Raw genomic sequence first — 13,910 nt, forward strand, 5'->3', positions numbered from 1 at the left:
CTCTTTTCCGCGTGCATAACCTTCGTGGATTTTCGGGGTAGTCGGCCGACTGCCCCATCTGGCGCCCACCTGCTTACCGCGCAGTCAGTCCCTCCCTCGCTGCGCCGCCGATCTCAGTGGCAGATATTTTTTGTTTGCTACTATTACTGGACGGCATCGAGGTCTGTGGCTTGCAAAGTCCGCTGTCACCTCCCTGGCATTGATCCACTCCTTTCCAATCGCCAGATCACAGGGAGCTGCGATGCGTCTTCCAATTCTTTATGCGTTGTCAGCGTTCCTCTTTTTGAGCGGCGCGCCCTGCATTGCGCAGACCGCAGAGACCGCCACCCCCACCGCCAACCCTGCCCCCGACACGCCGGTCCCGGCGCCCGCGAAAGATGCCGTGTTTACCCAGGAGCAACTGGATCAGATGCTGGCGCCCATCGCGCTTTACCCGGACCCGCTGCTGGCACAGGTACTGATGGCCACGACCTACCCCGGGGAAGTCGCCGAAGCGGTCACCTGGTCGAAAGCCAATCCGGACGCCAAGGGCGATGACGCGGTCAAGCAAGTGGCAAACCAGCCATGGGACCCCAGTGTGCAGGCGCTGGTCGCCTTCCCCCAGGTGCTGGCGACGCTGGGACAGGACCCGGTGTGGGTTCAGCGCTTGGGTGATGCCTTCCTGGCACAACCGGACGAGGTCATGGAGGGGGTGCAACGCTTGCGTCGTCAGGCGCAAGCCGCCGGCAACCTGCAGAGCAACCAGTATCAGAACGTGACGATCCAGAATGTGGCGGCACCCGCCCCGGCACCGGCACCCGCCGCGACGAGTTCGGCCCCCGCTCCGGCCCCTGCCAGCAGCTCCACCATCATCATTCAGCCCGCCGATCCGCAGGTGGTGTACGTCCCCACCTATAACCCGACCACCACCTACGGCACCTGGCCTTATCCAGCGTCGCCGCCGGCCTACTATCCACCGCCACCGGCCTATTACCCCGGTCAGGCGTTGATGGCCGGGCTGGCGTTCGGGACCGGTGTGGCAATCGTCGGCGCGTTGTGGGGGGAATGCGACTGGGGCACTAACGACGTCGACATCAACGTCAATCGCTACAACAACATCAACGGCAACAACCGAATCACCAATAACAGCTGGCAGCACAACCCCGTGCATCGCAATGGCGTGCCCTATCGAGACACCAGAAGCCGCGAACAGTACGGCCGTCAACTGGACGGTGCCAATCAGCGTGAGGCCTACCGGGGGGACAATGCCCAGCGTGCCCAGGCGCGTGAGAAGGCCCGTAGCTCGATGGACAAACACGGCATCGAACGCCCCGCCACCAGCAACCTCGAAGCCCGGGATCGGGCCCGCGAAGCCCAGGCGCGAGACTCGGGCAATCGGTTGCAAGCCGGTGCAGACAGGCCCAAGGCAGCCGACAGGTCCAAGGCCACGGATAGACCGCAAGCGGCTGACAGAAGCCAGGGCGCGGCCAGGAATACTCGGGACAATCAGCAGCCCAGAAAAGAGAACGCGCAAGGCAATCAACGCGCACAGGGCAATGCACAGGCACGCCAGACCACGCAAAACCGGCCGGCCGCGAAGCCCGCCAGCCGGGGCAGTGCCCGCGACAATGCCTTCGCCGGCGCGCGCTCGCCGTCCCAGGCCAACCAGCAAGCCAGTCGTGGCCGGGCCAGTCAGGCATCCGTCCAGCGTCCCAGCGCTTCGCGTTCAGCCGGTCAACAGATCAGTCGGCCGTCCACTCCACCAGCGCGTCAAAGGGGGGGCCGCCGTTGAATAACCATCCTCGAGTACCGGTTTTCAAGGGCCTGCTGGGTCATGCCCTGGCGATCACGGCCGGTTTGGCCTGGTCATGCATGGTCATGGCGCAGCAGGCATTTCCGACCCCGGAAAAGGCTGCCCAGGCGTTCGTCGAAGCCCTGGGCACAAAACACGCCGATCAGAAACGCCTGACCGAGCTGCTGGGCAACGAATGGCGCACCTACATCCCGCGCGAAGGCGCGGAGCGCAAGGATGTGGATGCGTTCTTGAAGCATTACCGCGAGCAACACAGCATTGAGAAAACCAGCGACGGCAAGGCGATTCTGTCGGTAGGAAGTGACCACTGGACATTGCCTATTCCCCTGGTCAAAAGCGCGCAGGGTTGGCGCTTCGACATCAAGGCCGGCAACGCCGAGATCCGCGCTCGTCAAATTGGTCGCAACGAACTCGCCGCGGTGCAATCGGCGCTGGCTTACCACGACGCCCAGATGGACTACGCGTCAGTGGACCGTGACGGTGACGGCGCACTTGAATACGCGCAGAAAATCTTCAGTACCCCGGGCCAGCACGACGGGCTCTACTGGGCGGACGACAACAGTGGTCAGATCAGCCCGCTGGGCCCCGAGTTCGGCAAGACCATTGCCGGCCAGGACTGGCATGGCTACCGCTTCCGCATCCTCGATGGCCAGGGCCCTTCGGCGCCAGGCGGCGCCTATAGCTACCTGATCGGCGACAAGATGAGCCGGGGCTTTGCACTGATCGCCTGGCCGGCGAAGTACGGCGAGAGCGGCGTGATGAGTTTCATGATCAGCCATGACGGTCAGGTATTCGAGAAAGACCTGGGACCCGACGGTGAGAAGCTGGCGCAGTCGATGAAGCTGTTTGATCCGGATGACAGTTGGAAGTTGGTGCCTGCGGATGACGAGCAGCCGGATTGATTCAGGTGTCATGCGCGGCAGGTTGTTGACGGGTACTCGTAGTTGGCGATTGCGCGGTGATATCTGTACCGGGGGGCACTTGAAAAAAACGAGCCGACGCCTGCATAAAGCGCCGCCGTACAGTCATTGACTACGTCGATAGTCATCATTGACTCAATGAAGTTCTCTTAAAAAAACCTCGGCGTAACATGGGCTCCATACCCAACAAACAACACCCCTGGAGCACACGATCATGAAACGCCAAACCATCCTCAGCATCGCTTTTTCGATCTTTGCAGTGAACGCTTTTGCCGCCACCTCTGCTCAACCTGTAGTCGCTGAAGGCGGCTCGGATCGCCTGATTGAAAGCCGTGTGGCTGAAGGTGGCTCGGACCGCCTGATCGAAAACCGCGTCGCTGCCGATGGCTCCGACCGTCTGCAAGGCAACACCGTCGCCGCCGATGGCTCCGACCGTCTGCAAGGCAACACCGTCGCTGCCGATGGCTCCGACCGCCTGCAAGGCAACACTGTCGCTGCCGATGGCTCCGACCGCCTGCAAGGCAACACCGTCGCCGCCGATGGCTCCGACCGCCTGCAAGGCAACACCGTCGCTGCCGATGGCTCCGACCGCCTGCAAGGCAACACTGTCGCCTGAACACATCGCCTCACCGCAATACCCGCAAAAAGCCCGGCCTGATCAGCCGGGCTTTTTCATGGGCACCCGTTTTGTGCTTGATCGATTATCCTGTGCCACCCCATTCCCCCCTGCCCTGTATCTGTCGGAGACACTTGTGCCCCCCTTGACCGCCCGCGAGGTTTATCAGCAATTACGTGACGTCGCCCAAGGCATTCGCACATTAAAGCGCCTGGACGAACAAGCCGTGGCCGGCCAGCTGCAGGTAGACATCGAGGGTTGGCGCCTGACGCTGGAGGTCGAGGCGCATCAGCTGCGCCACTGCCTGCATTGCCTCAGCTCGGACGGTCGGACGCTCGCCGGTTGGCAGCGTTACGGCACCGACCCGGTGAGTCTGCTCAGCACCTGGGAACTGGCGCAGATTGAGCGGCGGCTGGCCGGGCATGAGTCCGCTTGATTGCGCCGCGACCACTCGTTCGTTCGGCGCGCCTGTGCTACATAACACCTCTGTATGAACTCCGCGCCCGATGAGGTCTGCTTATGCTCCACTTTCCACGCCTTTCACAGTTGCTGACGGGAGCCCTGCTTGGCGTTCTCGCCAGCGGCACCCAGGCCGCTGCTCCCACCCCGGCACCCGATGCGTTGCAACCGCTGCTGGCCACGATCAACGAGCGCTTGAATCTTGCTGATCAGGTGGCACTGACCAAATGGGACAGTGGCAAGCCGATCCAGGATACCGCCCGGGAGACGCTGGTCATCGCCAATGCCCGCCGGCAGGCGATCGAACACAAAGTGGACCCGGAGGACGCAGCCGAGTTGATCGCCGCCCAGATCGAAGCCAACAAACTGGTGCAGTACGGCTTGCTGGCGCAGTGGCAAGCGGCGAGCAAGGCGCCTGACGTGCCACGGCCGGACCTCAATAAAATCAGGCCACAACTGGACGAATTGCAAAACCGACTGTTGCAGCAATACGCCGATTTCGCGCCTTATCGCGTGGACCCGGACTGCCCGGCCTGGTTGGCCGCCCAGCGTTCCGGCCTGATCAAGGATGCGCTGCATGGCCAGGCGCTGATACGCGCCACCGGGGAGCTTTGTATCGCTGAGCAATGAGGCCAGCGATATCCAGCGGGATGGTGATGGCGCCCTTGAGATGGCCATCGCCGGCAAGCCAGTGACTGCACAAAGCGCCTTGGTCCATTCATTGACTGCGTCGATAGTCACCATTGACTCAATGAAGTTCTCTTAAAAAATCCGCGGCGTAACATGGGCTCCATACCCAACAAACAACACCCTTGGAGCACACGATCATGAAACGCCAAACCATCCTCAGCATCGCTTTTTCGATCTTTGCAGTGAACGCTTTTGCCGCCACCTCTGCTCAACCTGTAGTCGCTGAAGGCGGCTCGGATCGCCTGATTGAAAGCCGTGTGGCTGAAGGTGGCTCTGACCGCCTGATCGAAAACCGCGTCGCTGCCGATGGCTCCGACCGTCTGCAAGGCAACACCGTCGCCGCCGATGGCTCCGACCGTCTGCAAGGCAACACCGTCGCTGCCGATGGCTCCGACCGCCTGCAAGGCAACACTGTCGCTGCCGATGGCTCCGACCGCCTGCAAGGCAACACCGTCGCTGCCGATGGCTCCGACCGTCTGCAAGGCAACACCGTCGCTGCCGATGGCTCCGACCACCTGCAAGGCAACACCGTCGCCTGAACACATCGCCTCACCGCAATACCCGCAAAAAGCCCGGCCTGATCAGCCGGGCTTTTTCGTGGGCGATTTTTAAGCGAATCTATGGCTCTTCTCTCAGGAGCCTCGGCATGAGCAAGATTGAAACGCTGGCCCACATCCTGCTCGGCCCCTTGTTACTCATGCAGGGTGCGCACACCCGGCGGGTTACGCCAAAGCTCCCGGAGGCCGAGGGCGAGCGCGAAGGTGTGGCGGGCTCCGGCAAGGACCTTCGTGTGCTGATTCTGGGTGATAGCGCCGCTGCCGGTGTCGGCGCATCGACTCAGACCGAAGCCCTGAGCGGTCAAGTGGTCAGCCGTCTGGCCAAGGATCATCGGGTGCTCTGGAAGCTCTGGGCGCGCTCCGGCCTGGACTCGCGGGCGCTGCTGGATCTGCTCGAACAGCACCCGCCGCAACCCTTCGATGTGGTGCTGCTGTCCATTGGCGTCAACGATGTCACCAGCACGTTGTCGGTCGATCAGTGGATCACCCTGCAACAGCGGTTGATCGATGTGCTGCGCGATAAATTCGCGGCGACGCAGGTCGTCATGTCCCCTCTTCCACCCATGCACCTGTTTCCAGCATTGCCGCAGCCGCTGCGCTGGTACCTGGGCAATCGGGCGGCGCGTTTCAATACACGGCTCGCCGGGCTGGCGACTGGCAACGATCACTGTACGATGCTGACCACCCGCCTGGCGCCCGTGGCCGGTTCGATGGCGCGGGATGGTTTTCATCCCGGCCCGGCGATCTACAGTGTGTGGGCGGACGATGCCGTCGAGGCCATTACCCGGCGCCGTCGAGAAACCGCATCAGGCAAGGTTTGAACAACAACAAAAAAAGGAGTTGAAAATGTCTGAACTGAAACTGCAAGCCGACGCCGCCGCGTCCCTGGAGCAGTGGCACGCGATGATCCGCAGCGGCGACCTCAGTGCCCTGCCCGGTTTGCTCGACCCCAACGCGGTGTTCCGCTCGCCCATGGCGCACACGCCGTATCCCGGGGCACCGGTGGTCTCGATGATTCTCAACACGGTGTTCAACGTCTTTCAGGACTTTGCCTACCACCGCGAATTGGCCGCCGCCGACGGCTTGAATGTGGTGCTGGAATTCAGCGCCAGGGTCGGCGAGAAACAGCTCAAAGGCATCGACCTGATCCGCTTCAACGAGCAGGGAAAAATCGTTGAGTTCGAGGTGATGGTTCGTCCGCTCAGTGGCTTGCAGGCCCTGGGCGAGGAAATGGGACGGCGCCTCGGCGCTTACCTGGCCGCCAGCAAGGCCTGATCATGGCGCAACGCCGGTCGATAGGTCGGCACCACCTGCAATTCGACCGGTTCGCCAAGAAACGCGCAGCAACGCGAGCGTAACCAGCGCTGGCCAGGATCGTTGTGCACCGCCGCGCGCCAGGCAATGGAAAGCTCCCGGGTCGGCAGTGACAGCGGCGCCGACTCGGCCCTCATCCCCCCGACAGACGTCATGGCCCTGGCGACGTAATCCGGCACCACGGCCAGCATGTCGCTTTGCGCCAGCAACACCGGCAATGTGCTGAACTGCGGGACGGTCAGCACGACTTTGCGTTGCCGGCCCAGCAGGCCAAGGGCGTGGTCGGTGCCATCCATGGCATTGCCCATGGACGACACCACCGCATGAGGCCGGCGACAAAACTCCTCCAGGCCCAGCGGACCGGATCGGGTGTCGGCCCGCAGCAACATCGGCCGGATCGGCCGCAAGCCTTTGCGGTGCGCGTTGGCCGGCAGATCCAGGATGTGGCTGATGCCCACGGAGATGTCACCATTCGTCAACCGTTGCGACATCTGCTGCTGATCGACGCGGTGCACGATCAAGGTGCTGTTCGGCGCCTCGACACGCAGCTGTCGTAACAGTCGCGGCAACAGCGCGTATTCGACGTCGTCGGAAAGCCCGATATGAAAGCTCGCGTCGCTGGTCAACGGATCGAAGGACTGGCAACGGCTCAATGCCGAGGCGATGCCGTCCAGGGCCGGAGCCAGATTGGCGAAGATTTCCTCGGCCCGTGCGGTCGGCTCCATCACCCGTCCCGAACGAATGAACAACGGGTCATCGAACAACACCCGCAAACGGCTCAGGGCGCCGCTGATGGCGGGTTGCCCGAGGAACAGTTTTTTGCTGACGCGGGTGACATTTCGCTCATGCATCATTGTCTCGAAGACCACCAGAAGGTTGATATCGGCACGACGCAGGTCGTTTCTGTTCATGAGGTTGACTACCCGGCACGTGGCCATTGAGTTCGGGAAGTGGCGTGAACAGGTTATGGCGGCGGATGAAAAACGTCTGTCGTACAGGGGGACATCACGATCATGCGTTAGGTGGGCACGCTGATACCCCGGTATAGCGTCAACGAAAAAAAACCAATGTGATTAATGACTTGCACGAACTCAGCGGACAGCAGGCGCGACATCGTCATGGCAGTTTTTTCGGGTTTTTTGTCCTAACGGAATGGGCGGGCGCGCTCCTAGGATACTGAACCGATTCTCCGCCCCCAGCCGAAAAAAAACCGAGGCGCGCATGATCGAAACCCGAACCGAAAAGCCTGCCCATGCACGCAGCGCGCATCTCTTCCTGAAAGGAACCTGCAGCAAGATGCTGTACAAAACAGGCCAAAGGACTTCTCGCCTACTGACCGGCATCAACCTCAAGCCGCTGGAACACACGCTGGTGTGGCTGTTGGGTCTGATGGTGGCGGGCGGGATATTGAGCAACGCCGAAACCCGGACTGACCTCCCCGCCACCACGCTTTACATCGTGTTACTGCTGATGGTCATCAACCTGTTTTCGATCAGCGCGGTGATCATCGTCGCGTTGTTCTGCATGGGGGTGCTGACGTCGATGTACCTTTATCAGGGCGGGTTTCACAGCTGGGATTGGACCACGCAATTGCTGCACAGTCTGGCCGTACTGGCGGCGATTACCTTTCTGGCGCTGCGCAACAAACAGGTCTCCGACAACCTGCGTCACAAGGAGGTCTACATGGTCGGTGCCCAGCGCCTGACCCAGACCGCTTGTTTCGGCTTTCGCGCAGACCTTGGGAGAATTTCCTGGTCGGAACAGGCCGCGCAGATACTTGAGTTTCCGGTGGACGCGCGCCCTTCTGTGCCTTTGTTGCTGTCGCGCACGCACCCCGATGACCTGCCCCTTCTATTGGCCGGTTTCGAAAAGGCTGCACGCCATGAAACCCTGATCGAGGTCAAACACCGCCTGTTGATGCCCGACGGGCGCATCAAGCATTTGCACCTGTTCGCCACCCCGCTCTTGACCCGGCACGGGTGTTTTGAATACCTGGGCGCGTTGATGGACGTGACCGCCAGCAGGCAAGCTGAAGAAGCACTCTGCCGTGCCCAGACCCAGTTGGCCCATGTCACCCGTGTGACGTCGCTCGGCGAGTTGGCGGCGTCCATCGCCCATGAAGTCAATCAACCGCTGGCGGCGATCTACAGCAGCGGCGAAGCCTGCCGCAATTGGTTGAGCCGACCGCAGCCCGATCTGGTCGAAGCACGCCTGGCACTGGAGCGGATCATCGCCAGCGCCAACCGCGCCAGCGAGGTCACGCGCCGGATCAGGGCCCTGGCCCGCCAGTGCGACCCGCTGCGGCGCAACGAATCGCTCAACGACATCGTCAGCGAGACCCTGGGCCTGGTCCGATACGAATTGGCCCACCACAAGATCACCCCGCAAATCGAGCTCGCCGCTTTCGGCGCCCAGGTCAGTGCCGATCGCGTCCAGCTGCAGCAAGTCATCATCAACCTGATCATCAACGCGTGCCAAGCCATGGACGCCATCGACCCCAACGACCGGGCGCTGTGCATTCGCACCTGGGTGAGGGACAACGAGGCGGTGCTGGAGGTGACCGATCAAGGCCCGGGCATCGCCTCCGATGTGCTGGCGCAATTGTTCACGCCGTTCTTCACCACCAAGGAAAACGGCTTGGGCATGGGGCTTTCCATTTGCCGCTCGATCATCGAATTCCATGAAGGGCGGCTCTGGGCCACCAGCGCCGCCGGCCAGGGCAGCTCGTTTCTGTTTGCCCTGCCGATACGGGTCGCCAACGACGCCGGCTACGCAGCGGCCATCTGATACAAAGGTATGACCGGGGCACGCCAAGGCGTGGCGTGGCTGCCCACAGGTATGAGTGTCTCAAGCCCCGCCTGCACTTAATGTAGCGCCCATCGCAAGGAACACGGCAGGGCGGTTGTATGTCCACTTCCCTTGGGAATCAACAATGAACGAACAACATCCCCTGAATAAAAGCACCTGCAACGAATCCATGGTTTTTATCGTTGACGACGACGCGCCTCTGCGCGAGTCCCTCGGCAGCCTGTTGCGCTCCATTGGCCTGCGGGTCGAGTTGTTCGGCTCGGTGGCCGAATTCATGAAGTGCAAGCGACCGGACACGCCCAGTTGCCTGGTACTGGATGTCCGGCTGCAAGGCAGTAGCGGCCTGGACTTTCAAAAGGAATTGGCCGCCGCCGGCATTAATGTGCCAATCGTGTTTATCACCGGGCACGGCGACATCGCCATGACGGTGCGGGCGATGAAGGCCGGCGCGGTGGATTTCCTGACCAAGCCCTTCCGCGAGCAGGACTTGATCGACGCCGTGTGCGCCGCCCATGCCCAAGACAAACAACGTCGCGAAACCCAGCGTCATGCCGAGGATTTGCGTGTGCGCCACCAGACCCTGACTGCACGGGAGCAAACGGTCATGGCGTTGGCGGCGTCGGGTTTGATGAACAAGCAAATTGCCGGAGAAATCGGCTTGAGCGAAATCACTGTGAAGATCCATCGCGGCCAGGCCATGCGCAAGATGGGCGCGCGATCATTCGCCGACCTGGTGCGCATGGCCGAAGTGGTCTCCGCTTCGCCGGCAATCAGGTGACTATACGCACGTATACTGCGCACCCATTCAGGACGGCGTATCTTGCGATGATGGCGGACAGTCTCTAAGTGCTACCGCTGCCACGCAGGACACAACTATGCGCAATAAGGAAATCATTGCCGTTGTCGATAATGATGAATCGGTTCGAATGTCACTGGACAGTTTATTGCGTTCCAGCGGATACAGCGTGCACACCTACGCAAGTGCCCACGAGTTCCTGTTCTCCGATGGTCCAGAGGCTGCTTCCTGTTTGATTTCCGATATCCAGATGCCGGTAATGGACGGAATAAAAATGTATGAAGTACTGTCGGCCCTGGGCTTTCACATTCCGGTCATCTTCATCACCGGAAACCCCGACGCACAACGCCCGATCAGCGCCGGCGCGATGAAACCGATCGCTTTTTTCCCCAAGCCCTTTTCCACCGAAAAGTTGCTCGAGTGTATCGAAATGGCCTTGAGCCGATGCAACTAACATCGACCACCCCGAACAACTAACACCTTGGTATAACTTGTTAATGCCTAGTCATACTCCAGCTGACCCTTTGTAGAAGTGCCAGAGACACATCCCCTCTAATAACATCTGTTTCAGATCAAGCCGAGGCCGTCTGTTTTGTTTTGCCTGGTTACTTCGCAACCATTCAAACAAAGCGGTCGCGCTGACATCGCAACACCTTTTGTTCTTCAGGAGCCAAACAATGAAACAGTATATTTTGATAATTGGTGCGGGATTCGGTGGTGTCTGGAGCGCACTGAGCGCTGCCCGCCTGCTGGACCAGCACGATCGAAATGACGTCGAGATCACCGTGTTGGCTCCTCAGGCCGAGTTGCGGATTCGCCCGCGTTTCTACGAACCCAACGTGCACAACATGAAAGCGCCCTTGAATGAATTGTTCGACGCCGTGGGGGTGAAGTTCGTCCAGGGCTCGGCCGAGGTGATCGACGAGAAAAACAAACAGGTCGGCTTCACCGATGCCGAGGGTGTTCAGCGTCAGTTGAGCTACGACCGCCTGGTGCTGGCCGCCGGCAGCCACCTGATGCGCCCACCGGTCGATGGCATGCTTGAGCACGCGTTCGACGTTGACTCGATTGAAGCGGCAACACGCCTGGAAGCCCACATCAAGTCGCTGAAGAATCTGCCGGTCAGCGCGGCACGCAACACCGTGGTGGTGGCCGGCGGCGGTTTCACCGGTATCGAAACCGCGACCGAAATGCCGGCCCGCCTGCGTGAGGCCCTGGGTGACGACGCCGATATCCGGGTGATCGTCGTCGACCGTGGCCCACAGATCGCCGCCGCGATGGGCGACGCTATTCGTCCCTCGATCGTCGAGGCATCGCAACATCTGGGAATTCACTGGGTGCTCGATGCAACCGTGGCGACGGTCGATGCCAACGGCGTGACGCTCGCCGATGGCCAGCGCATCGAGGCGAAGACAGTGATCTGGACCGTCGGCTTCCGCGCCAGCCCGCTGACCGGGCAAATCCAGGGCACCCGTGATCATCAGGGTCGCTTGCATGTCGACCAGCACCTGAAAGTGCGCGGCCACGCCGATGTGTTCGCCACCGGTGACGTCGCCTATGCCGCCACCGATGACCTGGGCAACTTCGCGGCGATGTCCTGCCAGCATGCGATTGCCCTGGGCCGCTACGCCGGCAACAACGTCGCAGCCGAACTGCTGGGCGTGGCGCCGATCCCCTACAGCCAACCCAAGTACGTGACCTGTCTGGACCTGGGTGCCTGGGGCTCGGTGTTCACCGAGGGCTGGGATCGCCGGGTCAAGCTGTTGGGCCGCGAGGCCAAGGAACTCAAGACCCAGATCAACACCGTGTGGATCTATCCGCCGGCGGCTGATCGTGCCGCAGCGCTGGCCGCCGCCGACCCGCTGATTCCGGTGGCTTGAGACGCAGGCCTCGCGGGGTTGCCGGGCCGCATACCGGCAACCCGTCCGCGGTGGTCACTCACGCCAGCTCATGACGCAAACCCCCAGGTAACCGGTATGAATGGTTTTTTCGAGAATCCGCATCGGCTGTTGAAGGTGTCCCACGCGCTGCTGCTGGGTGGAATGATTGCACTGCTCGTCGGGGCAACGCTCGCCTATGGTCTGGACCCGTATCTATCGCTGCCCAGCCTGGTGGCGGCCCATGCCATGACGATCCTCGGTCCGACAGCCATCAAACTCGGTTACGTGCTGCGCTTGCTGATGATCAACCGGCTGCGACGCCAGTCTGTCATTCATTCGCCGGGCATCGCCCGGTGATGTGAAGCTCAATGCCTGTATCCCGACCAGCCCCCTCCTTGCTGGATCGGGGCTTTTCCCAAGCGCCCGCCACTGCTTTTTCTGGCGGGCGTTTTTTCTCAAGCCAGATCGCCCGCAAACCCCGATGAACAGTTGCGCCAAAGGACGGATGAACAGCCCATTTCAGTAGTGCCATTGCTCCACTCCCCTCACGCCCCTCACAAAGAGTTTGCCGGTATAGGCCGTGCGAGTTGCCGTTCGATAGCAAACACTGGAAGTACAAATGTCTATCACTCAACGTTGCAAACAACTTTTGTTATCCGATGCCTTAGCCTTTCTGGCCGCCATTGCGGCAGGCAGCATGATTTTCATTACCAACTCGTACCTCGATCTGGATATCGCACCGACCCTCTTCTACATCACGCTGGTATTCATGTCGGCGAACATTTTCTCTGTGCCGGTCTTCCTCACTGTCGCCTTGAGTTGCATCGCCATGCTGAGCGCCAGTTTCGTTGTCGAGGAAGGCTATCGTGATCACCGCCTCATCGCCGGTTTCGTGCGTTGCCTGATCGCACTGACCACCATCACCCTGCTGGCCCTGCGCAGCAAGCGCGCGACCGACAGGTTGCGCCGCAAGGAAGCCCTGTTTTTGGGCGCCCAGAAACTCAGCCATACCGGCAGCATCGGCTTTACCTTCGATGACAAGGAAACCGTGTGGTGGTCGGACGAAACCACACGAATTTTCGAGTACCCGATGGATGTCACACCGACGACCACCATGATCAGGGCGCGCACCCACCCCGAAGACCTGAGCATTGTCGAAAGCGTTTTCGAACAGGCTGCGCGCAAGGAAAACCTGATCGAAGTGGAGCATCGACTGCTGATGCCGGATGGGCGGATCAAGCATGTGCAGATGATCGCCAACCCGCTGTCAAACCAGGGTGGCCGCCTTGAATATGTCGGTGCGCTGATGGACGTGACCGCTTCCCGACAGTCCGAAGAGGCGCTGTTTCACTCCCAGGCAAAACTCGCGCATGTGACGCGGGTGACGTCCATGGGCGAGCTGGCCGCTTCCATCGCCCATGAAATCAATCAACCCCTGGCGGCGGTGATCACCAGCGGGGAGTCCTGCAAACGCTGGATCAATCGCCCCGAACCGAATCTCGAAGAGGCGCGTCGCTCACTGGACCGGATCATCCAGAACTCCACCAGGGCTTCGAAAGTCATCGCCTGCATCAGGGCGCTGTCGCGCCAGAGCGATGTGCAGCGCAAGGCCGAAGTGTTCGATGAGATCGTCAACGATTCGCTGACTCTCATGCAACATGACACCGCCAATCATCAGGTGCGGCCGAACGTGCATCTGGGGGCTGCCGGGGCGTATGTCAAAGGCGACCGGGTGCAACTGCAACAGGTCATCATCAACCTGATCATCAATGCCTGCCAGGCCATGACCAACGTGCATGACCGAGCGCGAACCCTGCGGATTCACACCTCGGTGCAGGACCACGAAGTCGTGCTGGAAGTCGCCGATACCGGCACCGGCATTGCCGAAGACATTCTTCCGTCGCTATTCGACCCGTTCTTCACGACCAAGCACAACGGTCTGGGCATGGGGCTCTCGATCTGTCGCTCGATCATTGAGTTCCATGGCGGCCGGATCTGGGTCAGCAGCACGGTGGGGGTCGGGACGCAGTTCCTGTTTGCGATTCCGCTGACGGCCCTGAGACACGATCAATAGCCCT

15 protein-coding genes are annotated in these 13,910 nt (G+C 61.0%); 14 read left to right on the forward strand and 1 reads right to left on the reverse strand.

From position 1 onward, the window contains the following. Positions 1-241 precede the first annotated feature (241 nt). From JQF37_RS29590 to JQF37_RS29625, 8 genes are all read left to right on the forward strand, one after another. Positions 242-1,771: a DUF3300 domain-containing protein gene (locus tag JQF37_RS29590; protein ID WP_204149911.1), complete on the forward strand. Its 1,530-nt coding sequence runs from the start codon at positions 242-244 to the stop codon at positions 1,769-1,771. 80 nt (positions 1,772-1,851) lie between these two features. Then, complete coding sequence (locus JQF37_RS29595) at positions 1,852-2,694, forward strand: DUF2950 domain-containing protein (protein ID WP_130211199.1); 843 nt, start codon at positions 1,852-1,854, stop codon at positions 2,692-2,694. Between the two features lie 232 nt (positions 2,695-2,926). Next, positions 2,927-3,328, forward strand: a complete 402-nt coding sequence (locus JQF37_RS29600) for a hypothetical protein (RefSeq protein ID WP_204149912.1) — start codon at positions 2,927-2,929, stop codon at positions 3,326-3,328. Positions 3,329-3,464: 136 nt separating this feature from the next. Beyond that, complete coding sequence (locus tag JQF37_RS29605; protein WP_130211195.1) at positions 3,465-3,764, forward strand: hypothetical protein; 300 nt, start codon at positions 3,465-3,467, stop codon at positions 3,762-3,764. A gap of 83 nt (positions 3,765-3,847) precedes the next feature. Then, complete coding sequence (locus JQF37_RS29610; protein ID WP_130211194.1) at positions 3,848-4,417, forward strand: chorismate mutase; 570 nt, start codon at positions 3,848-3,850, stop codon at positions 4,415-4,417. A gap of 197 nt (positions 4,418-4,614) precedes the next feature. After that, positions 4,615-5,016 carry a hypothetical protein gene (locus JQF37_RS29615; protein ID WP_130211193.1) on the forward strand — a complete coding sequence of 134 codons (402 nt, stop codon included), beginning with the start codon at positions 4,615-4,617 and terminating at the stop codon, positions 5,014-5,016. 107 nt (positions 5,017-5,123) lie between these two features. Next, the gene (locus tag JQF37_RS29620; protein ID WP_130211192.1) at positions 5,124-5,855 is read left to right on the forward strand and encodes an SGNH/GDSL hydrolase family protein; all 732 of its coding nucleotides are present in this window, start codon (positions 5,124-5,126) and stop codon (positions 5,853-5,855) included. Between the two features lie 25 nt (positions 5,856-5,880). After that, complete coding sequence (locus tag JQF37_RS29625) at positions 5,881-6,309, forward strand: nuclear transport factor 2 family protein (protein ID WP_130211191.1); 429 nt, start codon at positions 5,881-5,883, stop codon at positions 6,307-6,309. Here the strand turns inward: JQF37_RS29625 and JQF37_RS29630 are convergent. After that, positions 6,285-7,259, reverse strand: a complete 975-nt coding sequence (locus JQF37_RS29630; RefSeq protein WP_130211190.1) for a LysR family transcriptional regulator — start codon at positions 7,257-7,259, stop codon at positions 6,285-6,287. The two genes, JQF37_RS29625 and JQF37_RS29630, sit on opposite strands and share 25 nt — an antisense overlap. Before the next feature lie 385 nt (positions 7,260-7,644). On the opposite strand from JQF37_RS29630, the gene JQF37_RS29635 reads away from it, so the two are divergent. The 6 genes from JQF37_RS29635 (at position 7,645) to JQF37_RS29660 (ending at position 13,906) form a co-directional block, all read left to right on the forward strand. Further along, positions 7,645-9,135, forward strand: a complete 1,491-nt coding sequence (locus JQF37_RS29635) for an ATP-binding protein (protein ID WP_130211189.1) — start codon at positions 7,645-7,647, stop codon at positions 9,133-9,135. Positions 9,136-9,280: 145 nt separating this feature from the next. Then, positions 9,281-9,934 carry a response regulator transcription factor gene (locus JQF37_RS29640; protein WP_130211188.1) on the forward strand — a complete coding sequence of 218 codons (654 nt, stop codon included), beginning with the start codon at positions 9,281-9,283 and terminating at the stop codon, positions 9,932-9,934. Positions 9,935-10,031: 97 nt separating this feature from the next. Continuing rightward, positions 10,032-10,406, forward strand: coding sequence for a response regulator (locus JQF37_RS29645; protein ID WP_130211187.1), 375 nt, complete (start codon positions 10,032-10,034; stop codon positions 10,404-10,406). A 223-nt stretch (positions 10,407-10,629) separates the two neighbouring features. Next, positions 10,630-11,832: an NAD(P)/FAD-dependent oxidoreductase gene (locus JQF37_RS29650; protein WP_130211186.1), complete on the forward strand. Its 1,203-nt coding sequence runs from the start codon at positions 10,630-10,632 to the stop codon at positions 11,830-11,832. 96 nt (positions 11,833-11,928) lie between these two features. Next, a complete protein-coding gene (locus tag JQF37_RS29655) occupies positions 11,929-12,189 on the forward strand; it encodes a transmembrane sensor/regulator PpyR (RefSeq protein ID WP_130211185.1) in 261 nt (86 codons plus the stop codon). A gap of 262 nt (positions 12,190-12,451) precedes the next feature. Continuing rightward, positions 12,452-13,906 carry a PAS domain-containing sensor histidine kinase gene (locus JQF37_RS29660; protein ID WP_130211184.1) on the forward strand — a complete coding sequence of 485 codons (1,455 nt, stop codon included), beginning with the start codon at positions 12,452-12,454 and terminating at the stop codon, positions 13,904-13,906. The last annotated feature ends 4 nt before the right edge of the window (positions 13,907-13,910 follow it).

The sequence above is a fragment of the Pseudomonas sp. MIL9 genome, from assembly GCF_016887925.1.
GTDB classification, from domain to species: Bacteria; Pseudomonadota; Gammaproteobacteria; order Pseudomonadales; family Pseudomonadaceae; genus Aquipseudomonas; species Aquipseudomonas mohnii.

Coding starts and splice junctions, on each gene's coding strand:
- JQF37_RS29640 (WP_130211188.1), top strand. CDS start 9,281: ATGAACGAACAACATCCCCTGAATAAAAGCACCTGCAACGAATCCATG.
- JQF37_RS29595 (WP_130211199.1), top strand. CDS start 1,852: ATGGTCATGGCGCAGCAGGCATTTCCGACCCCGGAAAAGGCTGCCCAG.
- JQF37_RS29625 (WP_130211191.1), top strand. CDS start 5,881: ATGTCTGAACTGAAACTGCAAGCCGACGCCGCCGCGTCCCTGGAGCAG.
- JQF37_RS29615 (WP_130211193.1), top strand. CDS start 4,615: ATGAAACGCCAAACCATCCTCAGCATCGCTTTTTCGATCTTTGCAGTG.
- JQF37_RS29655 (WP_130211185.1), top strand. CDS start 11,929: ATGAATGGTTTTTTCGAGAATCCGCATCGGCTGTTGAAGGTGTCCCAC.
- JQF37_RS29660 (WP_130211184.1), top strand. CDS start 12,452: ATGTCTATCACTCAACGTTGCAAACAACTTTTGTTATCCGATGCCTTA.
- JQF37_RS29600 (WP_204149912.1), top strand. CDS start 2,927: ATGAAACGCCAAACCATCCTCAGCATCGCTTTTTCGATCTTTGCAGTG.
- JQF37_RS29610 (WP_130211194.1), top strand. CDS start 3,848: ATGCTCCACTTTCCACGCCTTTCACAGTTGCTGACGGGAGCCCTGCTT.
- JQF37_RS29620 (WP_130211192.1), top strand. CDS start 5,124: ATGAGCAAGATTGAAACGCTGGCCCACATCCTGCTCGGCCCCTTGTTA.
- JQF37_RS29635 (WP_130211189.1), top strand. CDS start 7,645: ATGCTGTACAAAACAGGCCAAAGGACTTCTCGCCTACTGACCGGCATC.
- JQF37_RS29650 (WP_130211186.1), top strand. CDS start 10,630: ATGAAACAGTATATTTTGATAATTGGTGCGGGATTCGGTGGTGTCTGG.
- JQF37_RS29645 (WP_130211187.1), top strand. CDS start 10,032: ATGCGCAATAAGGAAATCATTGCCGTTGTCGATAATGATGAATCGGTT.
- JQF37_RS29590 (WP_204149911.1), top strand. CDS start 242: ATGCGTCTTCCAATTCTTTATGCGTTGTCAGCGTTCCTCTTTTTGAGC.
- JQF37_RS29630 (WP_130211190.1), bottom strand. CDS start 7,259: ATGAACAGAAACGACCTGCGTCGTGCCGATATCAACCTTCTGGTGGTC.